Raw genomic sequence first — 16,455 nt, 5'->3', positions numbered from 1 at the left:
TTCTGAGGAACCGGTGCCTTTCCCATGCCACACAGAAGCTGAAGGAATTTTCAAAGGGTTACAAAATCGCCGTCGTCGGGCGGCAAATGGAAAGGGAGATGCACCGTGCAGGCACCAACGGTCAACCGCAATACCGGTAACGTCATTTCGCCAGAAGCAACAGCAAGAGCCGACAACCCTTCAAATCTGCGGCAGCAAACTGAACAGCCGACCCAGCGCTCCTCACATTCCCTGGGGAGCATGGGAAAACGGCTGCTGAAAAGCGTCGGCAAGGTTTTCCAGAAATCCAAGGCACCCCGGCAATCGGCCGCCAGATCGCCCAGTACACAAACACCCTCAAGCTCAGCGCCGCGCTCCAGTCGCGAGGCCGGCAGAAATACCGGTCGTGGCAATCGTTTGCCGGATAACCCGGCGCCACGCAGCGACCAGCCTCCCAAGTCCATTCTGCGCACCAGTGCGAACAGGGCAAACGCGTCAGGGACGACGACGCATGAAATAGAAGAAGGATCGGCGCGGACAGGCACTGCCCCCCGTAACAATCGCCGTGTCACATTCAATCTTCCGCAGGATCAGCTCACACACAGCGCTTCGCAGCAGCTCTCCGCAGAGCCCATGACTGACGAAGAGGCGGTCGCCAGCGCTATGCGCGAACGCCGTAACCCTGGCAGCCGCCTGCAAGGCTCCGATGGTACACGCCAGTCAATGCAACCTGTGGACACGAACACGGCAAGCAGTTCCGGCACCAAAGCCGACGATCCTGAAGAGCCGCTTGCGCCGCGCAACCCCGGGCTGGAACCTGGCACCAGCGGGCGCTCCGCGCTCAAGAGCGAGCAACGGGTACGCAATGCGCAACCACAGGCCACTGTCAGGCTGAGTGCCGATGGCAAGCCGGATTTCTCTTCGTTCAAGACGCCCGGCATGGCCGCGCTGCTGGACGACATACTCGCCAAGCCCGGACAAACCTATCTGGCGCAGCAGAGTGAGCAAGGCGCGCAGGGCCACCAACTTCTGCAAGCCAACGGGCATCTGCTGCATCTGGCGCAGGACGACAGCTCGCTGGCCGTCATCCGCAGCAGCGAGCCCACACTGCCGGTAGCAGGCGGGAAACCTCCTCCGGTGAACATGCAGCGTGAAGAAAACCACATTCATCTCGACACCCTTGACGGGCGGCGCAGCCAGGAGTTGCCAGGCAAGGCTCATATCGCCCACCTCACCGAGGTCCATCAGACCACCAGCGGCGACCGCCTGCGCGTGCACGAAGACCGGCTGTACCAGTTCGAACCGCTCGCCGCTCGCTGGAAACCAGTGGATGATATCGAGGACATCGCTTTCAACCGCCTGATAACCGGAGGCAACGGCTCGGTCTACGCCAAAAGTGACGATGTCGTCGTCGATCTCTCCAGCCCGTTCATGCCGCACGCCGAGTTCAACGACCTGAAGTCATTTTCGGTTGCCCCTGACGATACCGCGGCACTGCTCAGCGGCTCGGACGTGCAGACCGTCCTGCTGACCGACATGAGTCCGGTGATTGGTGGGCTGACCCCGAAAAAAACCAAAGCCCTGGAACTCGACGGTGGTCAGGCACAGGCCGCCGAAGTCGCCCTGAGCAACGACAGGCTATTTATTGCAGACACGCAGGGCAGGCTTTACAGCACTGATCGCAGCGCCTTCGAAAGCAACGACCCGACGTTGCGCCTGATGCCGGAGCGGGCCGGCTACAGGCTGGACGATCAACCCATGGGCGGCCACAACAGCGTCAGCGGATTCATCAGTGGCGATGACGGTCGCGTGCATGCACTGATCAGGAATCGTCAGGGCGAGGTGCACTCCCATGCACTCGATGAGCAGGGTACGAAACTGGAAAGCGGCTGGAACCTGACCAATGCGTTGGTACTGGACAACACACGCGGCCTGACGGTTATGCCAGCGCCCACCGGGGCTGACCGCCTGCACCTCGACCGTGCCGGGCTGGTCGGCCTGAGCGCCGGTCGTATCCAGCGTTGGGATGCGACGCCACAGTGCTGGAAAGATGCTGGCATCAAGGAGGTGGATCGCTTGCAACGCGGTGCCGACAGCAACGCCTACGTATTGAAAGGTGGCAAGCTGCTCAGGCTGGATGTGGCCCCTAAACACCCCAATGTCGCCTTCGACCACAATACGGCGCTGGCCCAGATAGCACGCTCGACCAAGGTGGCGATGGGCAAGGAAATCGCAGGGCTGGAGAATCGGGTCGTGACCGCCTTTGCCATGGTCAGCGACAAGCGCTTTGTTGTGCTCGATGATCAGAACAGGCTGACGGCCCATAGCAAGGACCACAAACCCATTGATCTGGATACGTCCGCAATCGAGGGCGATATCAAGGAACTGGCCCTGGACGAAAAGCACAACCTTTACACACTGAGCAGCACCGGCAAGCTTTACTGCATGCCCAGAGAGGCATGGCAGGCAACCCGATTCGGAGGCCAGTTGGCCGCCAAATGGACGCCGCTCGCAGCACCTGACGGGCAACCGGTCAAAGCGCTGTACAGCAATGATGACAATCGCTTGAGCGTCCAGGTCGAGGACGCCGCCGGTCAAGGCCTGATGCAACTGAAAGAGGGGCAGTGGCAAGCGTTCGAACAGCGTCCCGTGGAAAAAAACGGCTTGAACGACGTCTACAATCGCATCACGCGAGCGCACAAGACCTGGCGGATTCCAGGCACCGGGTTGACGGCCAAGCTGGACATCAATGCATTCGGGCGCAGCGGCATGGAGAAAAGCAATCGTCCCGCCGCCAGCGAGGCTATTCGGGCCAATGTCTACAAGCACACGCTGGAACCGCCTCGCTGGATGAAGAACGTCGGCAACAACATCCAGCATCGCTATCATGGTCGCGAGGGCCTGAAGGAGCTCTACAAGAAAGAGCTGATCGCGTTCAAACAACTTGAACTGATTCATGAAGCCGGCGGCGCACCGCCGACCCCGGGCAACGATCTCAAGGCGCGGATTGCGCGCCTGCAGCTTGGCCCTGAAGGCGCTGAGCTGGCAAAAGAACTGGAAGTATTCCGCGACGAACTGGAGAAGCACGCCAGGACCGCGTTGGAGAACATCGGCAAGGATTACGGCAAGCTCAAAAACCTGAGGCAGAACGACGGCGTGCTCAACCAGCACAGCGAATTGGCAAAGTCGTCGAAACGCACTCAGCTAGGCAAGAAGCTGGCTGAACTGGGGTCGATGCTCAACTTCAAAAGCTCCGGCCATGATTTCGTCAATGAGCTGGATAACGCACTGACCCGGGTCGCCCCGTCCGCAGAAAACCCAACGGCCGCAACGCTCAAGCGGCTGAAAGACAACGGGGTGAAGCTTTCTCACACCAAAACCGATATCGGTCTGGGTCAACGCCGCGATGCCAATGAAGATCACGGGCTGAGCAAGGCCCGCCTGGCGCTGGATCTGGTCACCCTGAAAGACCTCGGCGCGCTGATTGGCAAGGTTGAGCTGCTGGCACGCAGCAGCGACCTGCCCAGGCTGCAAGCGGAATTGACCTCGTTACGCGATGTGACCTATGGCGAGAACCCGGTCAAGCAGGTCACCGACATGGGCTTTACCGATAACGCAGCACTGGAAGGAGCGTATGACGCGGTCAAGGCGTTCTCGAACGCATTAAAAAAATCCGACCACGCTGTCAGCGTCAATATGCGCGCGGCAACCGGCAGCCAGGATCAGTCCGAGCTGGCCGACACGCTCAAGGCCATGCTCAAAAACCTGGAGCATGGCGACGATGAAATCGGCGTGCAACGCAGTTACGGGCTGAACCTGACCAGCCCGTTCGCCGTCCTTGCCGACAAGTCGACAGGCCCGTGGCCGACCGCCGGGGCTACCGGCAATCGCAACTACCTCTTCAGTGCTGAACGTTGCGAAGGTGGCGTGACCCTGTACCTGATGAGAGAAGCGGCCGGCAATATCAGCGGCGGCGTGGGGGGTGGCAAGGACTACTGGCCTGGCTTTTTCGACGAAAACCACCCTGCCCGCAGCGTCGATATCGGTAACAACCGCAAGATGACCCCGAACTTCCGTCTTGGCGGAGACGTGACCGCAACCGCTGCCGCGAGCCAGCGTGCCGGGGTGATCTTCAATGTAGCGGACGACGAAATCGATGGATTCGTCGACGACCTGTTCGAAGGCAAGCTCAACCCCTTGCAGCTGTTGAACAAGGTCAAGGACCACGAAACCTATGAAGCGCGCCGCTTCAATTTCGATATCACGACAGGCTTCAGCGCCGATATGCGCGTCGGCTTCGGTCTGTCGGAGGCCGACAGCGCGCCGCTTTCCGCCGTTGCGCGTCTGGGCGTGGCGGCGAATGTCACGGTCAACCTGCTGAGCTACACCGATTACTCCCTGACCCAGAAGAACGACAAGACAGAACTGCGCGAAGGCGGCAAGAACCGGCCGCGCTTTTTCAACAGTCTGATCTTCGGCGGGCAGGCGCGCGGGCAGATCGGTGGCACGCACACCAACGCCACAGCGACCCCGGCCTCCGCTGCCGGGCCGACGCCAGCGACTCAATCGGCGGCCAATAACCTGGGCGTCGCAGCGAACGTGACCATCGATGACAAAACCGTCAAACGGGTCAAGTTCCGCTTTAACGTAGCGACCCCGATGAGCACCGAGAGCCTGGACAAACTGTCGAAAAGTCTCGCTGCAGCCTTCAAGGATAAAGCCACGACAGCCAGGCTTGCAGCGCTGCAGGATCCGCTGAACGCGCTTTACGCCGACATGGACACTGAGCAGGCCACTCAGGCACGACTTGACGAGCTCAAAGCGCTGTTTGCCGACAGACCGTCGCAGAACGACACGCAATACAAGGCGCTTCGAGACCTGAAACGGGCGGCCGTGCAACACGAAGCGTCGATCAGCAATCACAGCGTGCTGGACAATGCCCGCTTCGAAACCAGCAAGACCAACCTGTCCGGCCTGAGCAAGGAAAGCATCCTCACCAGAATCATGGGTTCGATACGCGAAGCCAGTGCGCCCGGCAACGCCGCCAGGGTCGCCGAGTACATGCGTCAGGACCCGACGCTCAGCGCCATGGTCAAGCAGCTTGAAAACAGCCAGGGCACCCTCGCCCGGGTACGCCTTGAACCAAAAGACTCGCTGATCGACGAGATCGACGAAGGCAGCCGCAGGGGTACGCTGACGCAGACCGAACTCTCCGGCCTTCTGGAAAATCGCAACAACATGAGGATCAAAAGGCTGGTGGTGTTCCATGCGCCACCGCAGACCGAGAACTTCACGTCACCCACGCCACTGATCAGCTACAACAGCGGTGCGTCGTTGAGCGTGAACAAGACCCTCGGGCGAATCAACTTCATCTATGGCGAAGACCAGGACAAACCCATCGGCTACACGTTCGACGGGGAGCTGTCGCGGCCCTCGGCATCGCTGAAAGAGGCGGCAGGCGAGTTGAAACTGTCGGGCTTCGAAGTCAAAAGCTGATAGCTGAAACAACGCAAAAGCGCCGCATGGAAGCGGCGCTTTTGCGTGCACACCCGTCTGCTCAGGCGTGCAGAAATGCGCGGGCTTCGCGTGCCTGAGCAATAAAGCCACGCGTCACGTCGCAAAAGGCTGGCTCATCGAGCGACACCAGCTCACGTTGCGCACACAGGCGTACATCGCCCTGATCGACGGCAAACCAGCAACCGTGCAAACGGGCGACATCGAAGTTCAGGCTCAACAAATGCTGCAAATCGGCAGTGCGTTCAGGGCAGCGCCCGACGCGGCAATGAAAGATGACCATTTCACTGTGCTCGGGCAGCTCGATGACGGCGGCTTCGTTATCCTGGCCGTCATACAGCGCGCATACCCCGTTCTGCCAGGTAAGCGAAGTGCCAAGCTGGGTACCCAGCGCAGTGATGAAACGGGAAAACTCATGTTGCGAGGTATTCATCGTCATAGTCCTTTAAGAAAAGCCTGAGCTGACCAGGCAGTGAGTGGCTGCCTGGCGCTGTCGGTTCCAAAAGAAAGGCTCAGCCCTGGTTGCTTTCGTCAGCGTCGGCGCCCCTCCTCCATCGCCGTCAGTTCGACAGCAGCGGCGTCATCAACTGCTGGCGATGATGTTTCCGCTGGTTTGAGTGCATCGCGCAACGAGGACACGCCGCTTGCTACGCCGTCTTCCACGACACGCACCGTATCGACCACCACCTGGGTCGGTAATTGCAGCGCCCCCCTGGCCATGTGATAGGCGTTTTCCACGGCTCTGGGGACGCCACCCAAGGTAGCTGGCTGGAACGTATGCGGCAGTGAAGCTCTGTCCGGATGGCGGATGTTGCTCAGGGCGGTTTCAGTGCGGGCTACCATTGGCGTGGCGCCGCCCATGCCCGCCTCTTTCAAGGCCTTGGCCTCGGCCGTAACCGACTGGTTGGCATACAGGGTCGACAGGTACGACACCGAACCGGTTGCCGCCAGCGCCATGTTGCGCAGGATATTACCCGCGCTGAGCGTGCCGGATGTACCTTCGGGCTGGACTGCCACCGGTGGTAGCGCGCCGTTCAGCGCTGCGCTCTGCACACCTGAAACAGCCTTGCTGTAGAACGCGGTGCGTACCGCCGGCTCGCGAAGGTCCAGGCCTTTGGCCAGGTCCTTGCCCAGGTCGGCATTGGCGCGGTCCGGGGTGAAGACCGGGATCTTGCGTCCGCGCGGATCGACATAGGTCGAGTTCATCTGTGCAATGGTCTGGGTGGTGGCTGATATGGCCCCGGCGATCCCGGAGGTCACCGCTCTGGCCGACAGGGTCTGGCCATTGAGCAGATTGAAATCATTCAGCATCTGGCGTACCGCCTGCCCGCCACCAAAGGCACCGTAGGGGATCATCTCACCCAGTGGGTGGGTGGACGAAACCTGAACCTTTTTCTGATTCAAAACCGCTCGCTCGCTTTCGACGAAGGCTTTGTCCTCAGCGGCTTCTTCAGGTGTTTTTCTGACCAGTGCGCCGTTGTCGTTCTTCAACTCGAAAGGGTCGGGAATCACCGAGTCAGTATCGATCCCTTTGAGTGGCACCATATTCAGCCGTTCGTTGAGGCCGGTTTTCTGAAACCCGGCCTGCACGATCGGCTTCAACAGGTTGGTAATGCCCTCATGAGCCACCCCGGCAGTCAGTCCTACGGCCAGGGCCCTCTTCATGCTGGCGTCGGCGCTCTTTCCGGGAACGGCATCTTTCATCGCGTCACCGGTGGCCGTACGGATATACCCCAGGTGGAGCATGGACACCATAAACTGCGGCACCGCTGCCGCGACGATCGGACCGACCCCCTTCCAGCCGCCGACCGAGTTGCGATCAACGTTCAGCTTGTCGATCAGAGCATCCATTTGCGTGTGAGCGGCAACGGCATTCAGCCGCTTGGCTTCAGGCGATTTGCAGAAGTCGGCGTGCAAGTCGCTCAGCATCGCTCTGGCCGTTTCCAGCGCCTGTCTATCCATCAGCAAACCCGGTCTGCTGCCCTCATTGGCGCCCTCCAATTGACTGTCCAGTGCGGCGATGCGTTCGTCCAGCACCGCGAGACTGTGGTTCAACCCCGCTTCGATGGACTTACTCGCCCGACCGGCGTATTCGCCCAGCGCCGCCTGACTGACCGCCAGCGTGTTGCGGTCGCGCAGCCCTCCGGGGCCGAATCCATCAGCCGTCGCGTCGTGCATGAGCTGGAAGTGTTCCAGCTGGTCTGCGAGCGACTGGGCAAATCCCTTGATCAGTTGCTCGGTCTCGGCCTTGCCTGGCACATGCCCTGGCTCAGCGAATCGTCCGAGCGTTTGCTGCAAGTCGGAGCCATGAAACTGTTTCAACTCATAACGCTCAGGCGCCAACCGGGCGGCCATGACTTCGAAGGGCAGCTTTTCAGACTGCAACAAACTGCCGATCAGCAGGGCCGCGTTAGAGCTGATAGTCGGTGTGGAAGTGCCTTGTACGGTGGGCTGTTCGGCACGAAACTTCTGCAAAATCGGCAGATGTCGCGGCGCGACTGGCAGGCGAGCAGCGCCGGCTGCCGAGCTTTCCGGCGCCTGCGCGGCCGACTGGCTGGCGGTCAGCGGCGGGTTGCTGCCCGGGCTTACCGCGTGTGGATGAGCCTGGGCGACAGCGGCAGATGGCTGCGGCTGGTTCGCCTGGACGATCTCGGTACTGCCTGATCCGCCGACTCGTGTGCCGATCATTGGAACCTCCCGGCGCTCGCAGGATTATCACGCATGGTTGCCTTGGAAGCGGGCATATTGAGCGGGGCACCCGCAGTGCCCACCGGCCCCATGAAACCGTGTTCGCGCCACTCTCTGGCCAGGTCGGCAAAGGACTTCATCAACAACAGCACGCCCTCGGCTGTCGCTCGTTCAAGGCCTATCGATCCCATCAGCAGCACTCGGCCGGTCTGGGCATTCCAGGAGAAAGCCGGGCTGTGGGCACCCGAAAACATATGAAAGTTGATGTCCATCAACGCCAGCAATGCGCTGTCGCGATTGCGCGCGGGCAACGCGCCCATATCCCCGTAGATCAGAATCGCACGCCCCTCGTCGCGGTCCTGATAGTGAAGGGTGAAGTCGACGTCGCTGATTTTGAAATTGGCTGACTCGTAAAAACGTTCGGGGTCGGAGATCAGGCTGAGCGCGCAAATCTCATTTATAAGCGTTTGATACTCATCATTTTTGTTCATTTCACGGCCTCTGAGTGCGATGTGGGTCCACACCATTTTTTTGCTGGCGTGCGCGCACTGAGTCGGAGGACAAGGTGTTTTGGTTCCTTGGGGCGAGTCGGCCTCTCCAGACACGTACATCGGGATCATCGCCAGTCAACGCACACAAACGGGAACCCATCCCACCGTGTTGCCACTCACTTCGGGCAACGCCAAGGCAGAGTCCTCATCGACCTATAGAGCCCGACAAGGACGCGGCGATCAACGCCGGTAAATCCGGAAGACGACGCTGGTTCATATGTCCATCCCATCGAGGTAAAGCACCATGAGCATCGGTATCAACTCCTCCACCACCTACCAACCCGCTTCAACCCAGTTGGACTTCTCGGCGCTGAGCGGCAAGAGCCCACAGACCAATACGTTCAACGATGAGAGCACTGCACAGGCCGTCGACCCGAGTGCCCTGCTGTTCGACACTGCCAGCCAGAAAGACGTCAGTTTCGGAAAGCCCGACAATACGGTTCAAAGCCCCACCGACAGCAGTGCTGCAACTGACCCGCAGTCCAACGTCGTCAAGCTGCTCAGCGCGCTCGTCACATCGCTGCTGCAAATGCTCATGAACCTCAATAAAAAACAGGACACGGGTCAGGACTCCAACGATTGGCAAGACCCGTTTCAGAACAATGGCGGACTCGGTACGCCATCGACCGAAGGCAGTGACGGTGGTACGCAGGAAGCTTCAGGCGGTGACGACGGCGGCGGCGGTACAACGGCAGCGTCGGGTGGTGGCGATGGTGGCGGTACATCCCCAACCACTGAAGGTGACGGCGGCGGTAGTTATGCGTCGACAGGCGCAGACGGCAGCGGCACGCCTTCGACCGAGGACGGAACCGGTGGCGGTGGCGGTGGCGGTGGCGGTGGCGGTGATAGCGTAACGCCTCAAGTCACCCCACAACTGGCCAATCCCGGCCGCAGCTCGGGCAACGGCACGGTTTCGGATACAACGGGCTCTCTTGAGCAATCCGGCGAGGTCAATGTCGAGAAAGACACCATCGAAGTCGGTCCTGGCCAGGTGTATGACGGCCACGGTGCAACCTTTACCGCCGACAAGTCGATGGGCACCGGCGACCAGGACGAACATCAGAAGCCCCTGTTCGAACTGGCCGAAGGCGCTGTGCTGAAAAACGTGAACCTGGGTGAGAACGAAGCCGACGGCATCCACGTGAATGCCAAAAACTCGGAGCAAGTCACCATTGATAACGTGCACGCCCAGAACGTCGGTGAAGACATGATCACGGTCAAGGGCGAAGGAGGCGCAAAAGTGACCAACCTGAACATCACTAACAGCAGCGCCAACGGTGCCGATGACAAGGTCATTCAGCTCAACGCCGATACTCACCTGAAAGTCGACGGTTTCAAAGCCACCGATTTCGGTACGCTGGTCCGCACCAATGGCGGCAAACAGTTTGATGACATGAGTGTCGAGCTCAATGGCGTGGACGCCACCCATGGCAAGTTCGCACTCGTCAAAAGCGACAGCGATAACCTGAAGCTGGCCACTGGCGACATCGCCATGAGCGACGTCAAGCACGCCTATGACAAGACCAAGGCGTCTACCCAGCACACCGAGCTCTGATACGACGCATACATGAGGAACAAGCAAAGGGGCGCATTCCGTAGAGGGCGCCCCTTTCCTTTACCGGCTATGGTTGGAGACGCTTATGAGCGCCCTGGCTGAAACGGCACCGCGCTCGGTGAACCCGCTGCAATGCCACCCTCTTCGATGTCCGGCTCACGAGCATTGCGACGACGTAATGTGTCACGCAGGGATGCCCCCGTCGCAGCAATCGCCTCACTACTCGCGTCGATGCCCGCCCTGGCCAGCTTGACAGTCTGATCGGCTACATAGCTGGTCGAACTCGACGCCGCCGATTTAACCGTATCCTGCAAGAACGACTCGGCCTTTTTCACTGCGGGATCGGTTGCGACTGCGGCCGTGGTCCAGGCTGCGAACACACCTGCCGAGCCGGCCATATTGGTCAGTTGGCTGACCGCCGCCTTGGTGGCCGGGTCAGTGATATTTTTGGTCGCCATCTCCTGCAATTTGCCCACGCCGGCAAAGCCGCCCGCCAGGGCCAGCCCGTTTTGCGCAAGACCGGTGGCCGACACCAGGCTTCTCACCGCTTTCAGGCCGTCGGTGGCGACGTCAAGCGGCAGACCCGCCATCCGCTTGCCAGCGTTCAGCGCCGCGCCGGCGTAGCTGGCTGACTTGATCGCATTGTAGGCCTCAAGCCAGTCGGTTTCTTCACTCAAGTCTGCCTTGGGTTCCTTGTCCTTGATGCCAAGCACGAATGCACCGCCGCGCAGGTGATCACGCGCCTGCACACTGAGCATCCGATTGCCGAACCCCGCGTTGGCCGCCAGGCCACCTGCCGCCGACACGCTGATGTCGACCGCACCCTGCACGGCGGGTCTGGATGCCAGTGCTGGCGCCAGCACGGTACGCACCGCATTACGCGCACTGTAAGTCTGAACGGCAATGCCCAGATCGACCGCCTGACGCATGACACCCGGCGAATGACGCTTCACGGAAGCAGCCATCGCATCATGCAGTTTCTCAGGCGAGGTACTCAGGTAGTGCAGGTCGCCCGTGGCGCGATTCATGACCGTAGTGCCCACCTGATCCATGACACCGGACAGCGCTCCGGATACAAATGGCGTCAGGGGTTTGAGCGGCGTCGGCAGCCAGTCGCCCTTGTTGATGGCAGGCTGCATGTACTGCAACACCGACGCAGCGGCAAACGGCGTGGCACGTAGCGCGGTCGAAGCGGTGGTTGCCATCCTGTCGAACTTCTCCGCCTTGGCGAAGGTTTCGCCAATGCTGGCAGGCGTTTCGCCCTCGTCCAGCAAGCGTCTGGCGCGAGTATCGATGATGTTGTCGATCTGCTCGTTATGCGCATGAACAGCGTCCTGGTCGACGGCCGACTCACTCAACGGCAGTTTGTGCGCAGCGAACACATGATCTTTCAAGTAATCGGTAATGGCTTGCAGATTGGTCTGCTCGGCACTGCTGAGCTCGCGTACGGAACTGGAGGCAAACGATTCCGATGTGGAATAAAACCGCTCCAGCTCGATGCTGGGGTGCGGGCTGCCGGTTCGGTTGATGTTCATGGAAACTCCCTCTCTATTGCGTAAGTTGCGTAGCAACGCGACGAGACGGGTCTGGCCGGACGACTTGCTTGTGAACAGGCAAGGCAATGGGGCGTCGGTCCGAGAGTGATAGGAATTGCAAACGTCCGGGTGCCCGTCAGCGAAGAGGACCGACAAGGCTGTGTGGTCGCAACTGTGCCGGGGGTTCCAGCTGTCGGCATGGGCCGCCATGGTCAAGACAGGCGTGACTGTTTCGCCACCATGGAGAATTAAGCGAGCTTTAAGCCTCGGTCAGTAAGTTTGCAGCGTGGCGTGTTGATTGACCGCGCCAAACCTCTTCCAACCCAGCAAAGGAGTGCCGCAATGTCTGGTCCTTTTGAAAAAAAATGGCGGTGCATCAGCAGAACGGTCACCTACGTTGGCTGGTCACTGTTCTGGCTTCTGCTCTGGGACGTGGCCGTGACCATGGACTTCATGTTGGTCCAGGGTGCTGGGATAGATCTCCCGCTGATGCCGCTTACGCTGTTGTGCTCGGCGCTTATCGTGCTGATCAGCTTTCGCAATTCCAGCGCCTACAACCGCTGGTGGGAGGCACGCACGTTATGGGGCGCGATGGTCAACAGCTCGCGCAGCTATGGCCGCCAGGTACTGACCTTGATTGAAGGCAATGCCAACGAGCGCGGCAACCCGGTGAAAGAAGTGCTGTTCAATCGTCACGTGGCTTACCTGCGGGCACTGCGCGCTCATTTGAAAGGCGATGTCAGCAAAGCGAAACTTGAAGGGCTGTTATCGGATTCCGAGATTCAGCGCGCAAAAGAGAGCAACAACTTTCCCAATGACATCCTCAATGGCTCGGCGGCCATGATCTCCGAAGAGTTTGTCGGGGGTCGAATCGACAGCATCCGCTTGGCGCGACTGGAGTCGACCATGGTCGAACTGTCCAACTGCCAGGGCGGGATGGAGCGCATCGCCAATACGCCGCTGCCCTACCCGTATGTCTATTTCCCCAGACTGTTCAGTACCCTGTTCTGCATCATCATGCCGCTGAGCATGGTGACCACTCTGGGCTGGTTCACCCCGGCGATATCCACGGTGGTCGGCTGCATGCTGCTGGCAATGGACCGCATCGGCACTGACCTGCAAGCCCCGTTCGGCGCCAGCCAGCACCGGATCCGCATGGAAGACCTGTGCAACACCATCGAAAAGAACCTGCGCTCGATGTTTGATGCACCGGCAAGGCAAAGTCTGGTGATTGACGCGCAAGATCAGCAGGGCAGCGCCTGGCAACCGCATCGGCTGGTCGTTTAGAAGCGCTTGATTGGCGTGCCGATGTTCAACGTTGGCACGCCACCCGGGACATTGAGCATCCCATTGCCAGACCAAAGACAGCACGGTTCAAAACACAAATCCCTGCCCCAGTTCGCCTTCCATCCATTCCAGAAATCGCCTGACTCTGGGGAAGCTGGAGTGCGCCTTGGGGAATACCAGATGGTGCGCGGCGACCGGTGCAGTCAGGGCTTGAGGGGCAACTTCGATCAACTCACCCGTGGCCAGGTATTTTTGCGCCAGCAACGTACTTTCCAATGCAAACCCCAGACCGTGGCTGGCCGCTTCGAGCGTCATGTATGAGCGGTCGAAACTCAGCGCGTAGGGCTTTTCCGGACGAGCCAGACCATGCCGGGCAAACCATTCAGGCCATTTCAGCAGTGTGGCCTCGGAGAGAATCAGTTCGCGGTCGAGCAAGCCAGCGGCGCTCTCTACCGGACGTCGCGCCAATAGCTGCGGAGACGCCAGCACAGCGAATTTCTCGTCACGCAAGGTGCGCACTTCATAACTCGGCCAGTTCGGCCTGCCATGCCGGATATCGACGTCGATCTTGTCCCTGCTGAAATGCAGCGACTCGTAAGAACACGACAGGTTGATCTGAATGTCCGGATGGCTTACGCGAAAGGCTTCCAGCCTGGGCATCAGCCACAGCAGCCCGAAACTGGGCGCAGAATGCAGACGCAGGCAATCGAGGCTGACATCGCTGGCGGCACGCTCGGTGGCGACGGCGAGACTGTGCAGCACTCCGGAGACATCTTTCAGATACTGCTCACCGACCGGCGTCAGGGTCACACCACGGGCGGCCCGAACGAACAACTGCCGGCCAATCAAGGCCTCCAGCCGGGCCAGTTGGTGACTGACCGCCGACGGCGTCAGATCCAGTACTTCGGCGGCTCTTGCCAGGTTGCCAAAGCGCGCCGTCTGCTCGAAAGCCTGAAGCGCTTTCAGCGGTGGCAGGCTCAGCGGTGCATCGTCATCAGGCCGCATGGATGCTCCGATGTGTCCGATTATTCGAGTTTCATTCATTCAACCACTCGCCTGTCGAATTGACGAGAGGTGAATTTTTTTCAGCATCCAGTGATTTTTGCGGCATTGCTCAGGATCGGCACCGGGAACACTCTGAAGTCATCGATCACCCGAATCGAACCCAATAACAATAATCAGAGGTAACCCTCATGCTACTTCAAGGCAAAATTGCAGTGATCACCGGCGCGGCGTCGGAACGCGGTATCGGTCGCGCAACCGCGATCACCTTCGCCAACCACGGCGCACGCGTGGTGATTATCGATCTCGACGAGTCCGCAGCACGCGATGCCGCCGCCGCACTGGGCGAAGGTCATCTCGGCCTGGCGGCCAACGTCGCCGACGAACGTCAGGTTCACGAGGCCGTCAGCAAAATTATCGCGCACTATGGTCGCATCGACATTCTGGTGAATAACGCCGGTATCACACAACCCATCAAGACCCTGGACATCCGCCCTTCCGATTACGACAAGGTGCTCGACGTCAGCCTGCGCGGCACCTTGCTCATGTCACAAGCGGTGATCCCGACCATGCGCGCCCAGTCCTCGGGCAGTATCGTGTGCATGTCTTCGGTTTCCGCCCAGCGCGGCGGCGGTATTTTCGGCGGGCCTCACTACAGCGCCGCGAAAGCCGGCGTGCTGGGCCTTGGCAAGGCAATGGCGCGGGAATTCGGCCCCGATCAGGTGCGTGTCAACTCCATCGCTCCCGGCCTGATTCATACCGATATCACCGGCGGTCTGATGCAGGATGAGCGACGCCACGCGATCATCGACGGCATTCCCTTGGGCCGCCTGGGCGCAGCGCAGGACGTGGCCAATGCCGCGCTGTTTCTGGCCAGCGACCTGTCGTCCTACCTCACCGGTATCACGCTGGATGTGAACGGCGGCATGCTGATTCACTGACCGCGAGTGGACGGGCTGGCAAACAGCCTGTGTTTGTTCTGGATCGACGATACGCCAGGCGGTTGCCTGGCCGATCTATAAAAACAAGAGATCAGACCATCATGATAACCACCATGACCCTCGACGCGGTGTCGACCACGCGCGCCAATGCCTACCGCAAGACCGCCTGGCGACTGATGCCGTTCCTGATGCTGTGCTACCTGTGCGCGTACCTGGATCGGGTCAATGTCGGCTTCGCCAAGCTGCAGATGATGAACGACCTGGCCTTCAGCGAAACCGTCTACGGGCTGGGTGCAGGCATGTTTTTCATCGGCTATTTCCTCTGTGAGGTGCCCAGCAACCTGATCCTTCACCGGGTCGGTGCCAGACGCTGGATCGCCCGCATCATGATCTCCTGGGGGATTATTTCCGCGCTCTTCGCCTTTGTCGAAACTGCCTGGCAGTTCTACGCCCTGCGCTTTCTGCTCGGGGTGGCGGAAGCCGGTCTGGCACCCGGTCTGCTGCTGTACCTAACGTACTGGTTCCCCTCTTATCGCCGCGCGCGCATGACCGTGCTGTGGTTCATCGCCATCCCGCTGTCCGGCATGATCGGCGGCCCGCTGTCGGGCTACATCATGACCCGCTTCGCAGGCGTTCATGGCTGGGCCGGCTGGCAATGGATGTTCGTCCTCGAAGCGATCCCGACGGTGATCGTCGGCTTGCTGGTACTCAGCTATCTGAAGGATGGCGTGCATCAGGCGACATGGTTGTCCGCTGAAGAAAAGGAACTGGTCAACAAGGAGCTGCAAGAGGACAACAGCCAGAAAGTGGTACACGCGTCGGTAGGCGCCTTCATTCGCGACAAGCGTCTGTGGCTGCTGGCGTGCATCTACTTCTGCGTGGTGATGGGCCAGTACGCAATCACCTTCTGGCTGCCGACGCTGATTCGCAATGCAGGCGTTTCCGACCCGCTGCATATCGGCCTGATGACCAGCCTTCCCTACCTGTGCGCAATCGTCGTGATGCTGTTGATGGGGCGCAGCGGCGACAAGCATCGAGAACGCCGCTGGCACCTGGTCGGGCCGATGATCGCAGGCGCGCTCGGGCTGAGCCTGGCAGCGCTGTTCGGCGGCAATCTGCTGCTCTCGGTGCTCAGCCTGTGCCTCGCCGCAGCAGGCATTCTCTCGGCATCGTCGCTGTTCTGGATGCTGCCCACCACCCTGCTGGGCGGGGTATCGGCGGCCGCCGGGATCGCCGGAATCAACAGTTTCGCCAATCTCGCGGGCTTCTGTTCGCCCTACCTGATCGGCTGGATCACCACCACGACCGGCTCAAGCGCCATTGGCATGTACCTGATTACCGGCGTGCTGTTCATCGGCGCCTATCTGGTGCTGCGCATCCCTGCCGCCTCGGTCAATCGTTGA

Annotated in this window: 10 protein-coding genes; 5 read left to right on the top strand and 5 right to left on the bottom strand. The window is 60.2% G+C overall.

Annotated features, from left to right (window positions below):
* The first annotated feature begins 105 nt into the window (after positions 1-105).
* Positions 106-5,475, top strand: a complete 5,370-nt coding sequence (locus PI739_RS01655; protein WP_054080714.1) for an AvrE-family type 3 secretion system effector — start codon at positions 106-108, stop codon at positions 5,473-5,475.
* A gap of 61 nt (positions 5,476-5,536) precedes the next feature.
* Here the strand turns inward: PI739_RS01655 and PI739_RS01650 are convergent, their stop codons facing one another.
* From PI739_RS01650 to PI739_RS01640, 3 genes are all read right to left on the bottom strand, one after another.
* Complete coding sequence (locus PI739_RS01650) at positions 5,537-5,926, bottom strand: type III secretion system chaperone (RefSeq protein ID WP_003433480.1); 390 nt, start codon at positions 5,924-5,926, stop codon at positions 5,537-5,539.
* A 98-nt stretch (positions 5,927-6,024) separates the two neighbouring features.
* Positions 6,025-8,181, bottom strand: coding sequence for a restriction endonuclease (locus PI739_RS01645; protein ID WP_271351449.1), 2,157 nt, complete (start codon positions 8,179-8,181; stop codon positions 6,025-6,027).
* The gene (locus PI739_RS01640; protein ID WP_103735761.1) at positions 8,178-8,672 is read right to left on the bottom strand and encodes a CesT family type III secretion system chaperone; all 495 of its coding nucleotides are present in this window, start codon (positions 8,670-8,672) and stop codon (positions 8,178-8,180) included. The genes PI739_RS01645 and PI739_RS01640 overlap by 4 nt, the downstream gene beginning before the upstream one ends.
* Positions 8,673-8,976: 304 nt before the next feature.
* Between PI739_RS01640 and PI739_RS01635 the strand changes: the two genes are divergently transcribed.
* Positions 8,977-10,287, top strand: coding sequence for a pectate lyase (locus PI739_RS01635; protein WP_271351448.1), 1,311 nt, complete (start codon positions 8,977-8,979; stop codon positions 10,285-10,287).
* Between the two features lie 83 nt (positions 10,288-10,370).
* Here PI739_RS01635 and PI739_RS01630 read toward each other — a convergent pair whose 3' ends face one another.
* Complete coding sequence (locus PI739_RS01630) at positions 10,371-11,822, bottom strand: type III effector (RefSeq protein WP_074805653.1); 1,452 nt, start codon at positions 11,820-11,822, stop codon at positions 10,371-10,373.
* 342 nt (positions 11,823-12,164) lie between these two features.
* On the opposite strand from PI739_RS01630, the gene PI739_RS01625 reads away from it, so the two are divergent.
* Positions 12,165-13,109 (top strand): bestrophin family protein, encoded by a 945-nt coding sequence (locus tag PI739_RS01625; protein ID WP_003433484.1) that lies wholly within the window; start codon positions 12,165-12,167, stop codon positions 13,107-13,109.
* An 87-nt stretch (positions 13,110-13,196) separates the two neighbouring features.
* Here PI739_RS01625 and PI739_RS01620 read toward each other — a convergent pair whose 3' ends face one another.
* Positions 13,197-14,114, bottom strand: coding sequence for a LysR substrate-binding domain-containing protein (locus tag PI739_RS01620; protein WP_003365185.1), 918 nt, complete (start codon positions 14,112-14,114; stop codon positions 13,197-13,199).
* A 188-nt stretch (positions 14,115-14,302) separates the two neighbouring features.
* Here PI739_RS01620 and PI739_RS01615 point away from each other — a divergent pair, with 188 nt between their 5' ends.
* Together PI739_RS01615 and PI739_RS01610 are read left to right on the top strand one after the other, a co-directional pair.
* On the top strand, positions 14,303-15,052 hold the full coding sequence (locus PI739_RS01615) for an SDR family NAD(P)-dependent oxidoreductase (RefSeq protein WP_003365186.1): 750 nt from the start codon (positions 14,303-14,305) through the stop codon (positions 15,050-15,052).
* A 101-nt stretch (positions 15,053-15,153) separates the two neighbouring features.
* Positions 15,154-16,455 carry an MFS transporter gene (locus PI739_RS01610; protein WP_032609495.1) on the top strand — a complete coding sequence of 434 codons (1,302 nt, stop codon included), beginning with the start codon at positions 15,154-15,156 and terminating at the stop codon, positions 16,453-16,455.

The organism is Pseudomonas cerasi (genome assembly GCF_027983475.1).
Taxonomy (GTDB): domain Bacteria; phylum Pseudomonadota; class Gammaproteobacteria; order Pseudomonadales; family Pseudomonadaceae; genus Aquipseudomonas; species Aquipseudomonas cerasi.
This window is presented reverse-complemented; position numbering and strand designations above follow the sequence as displayed.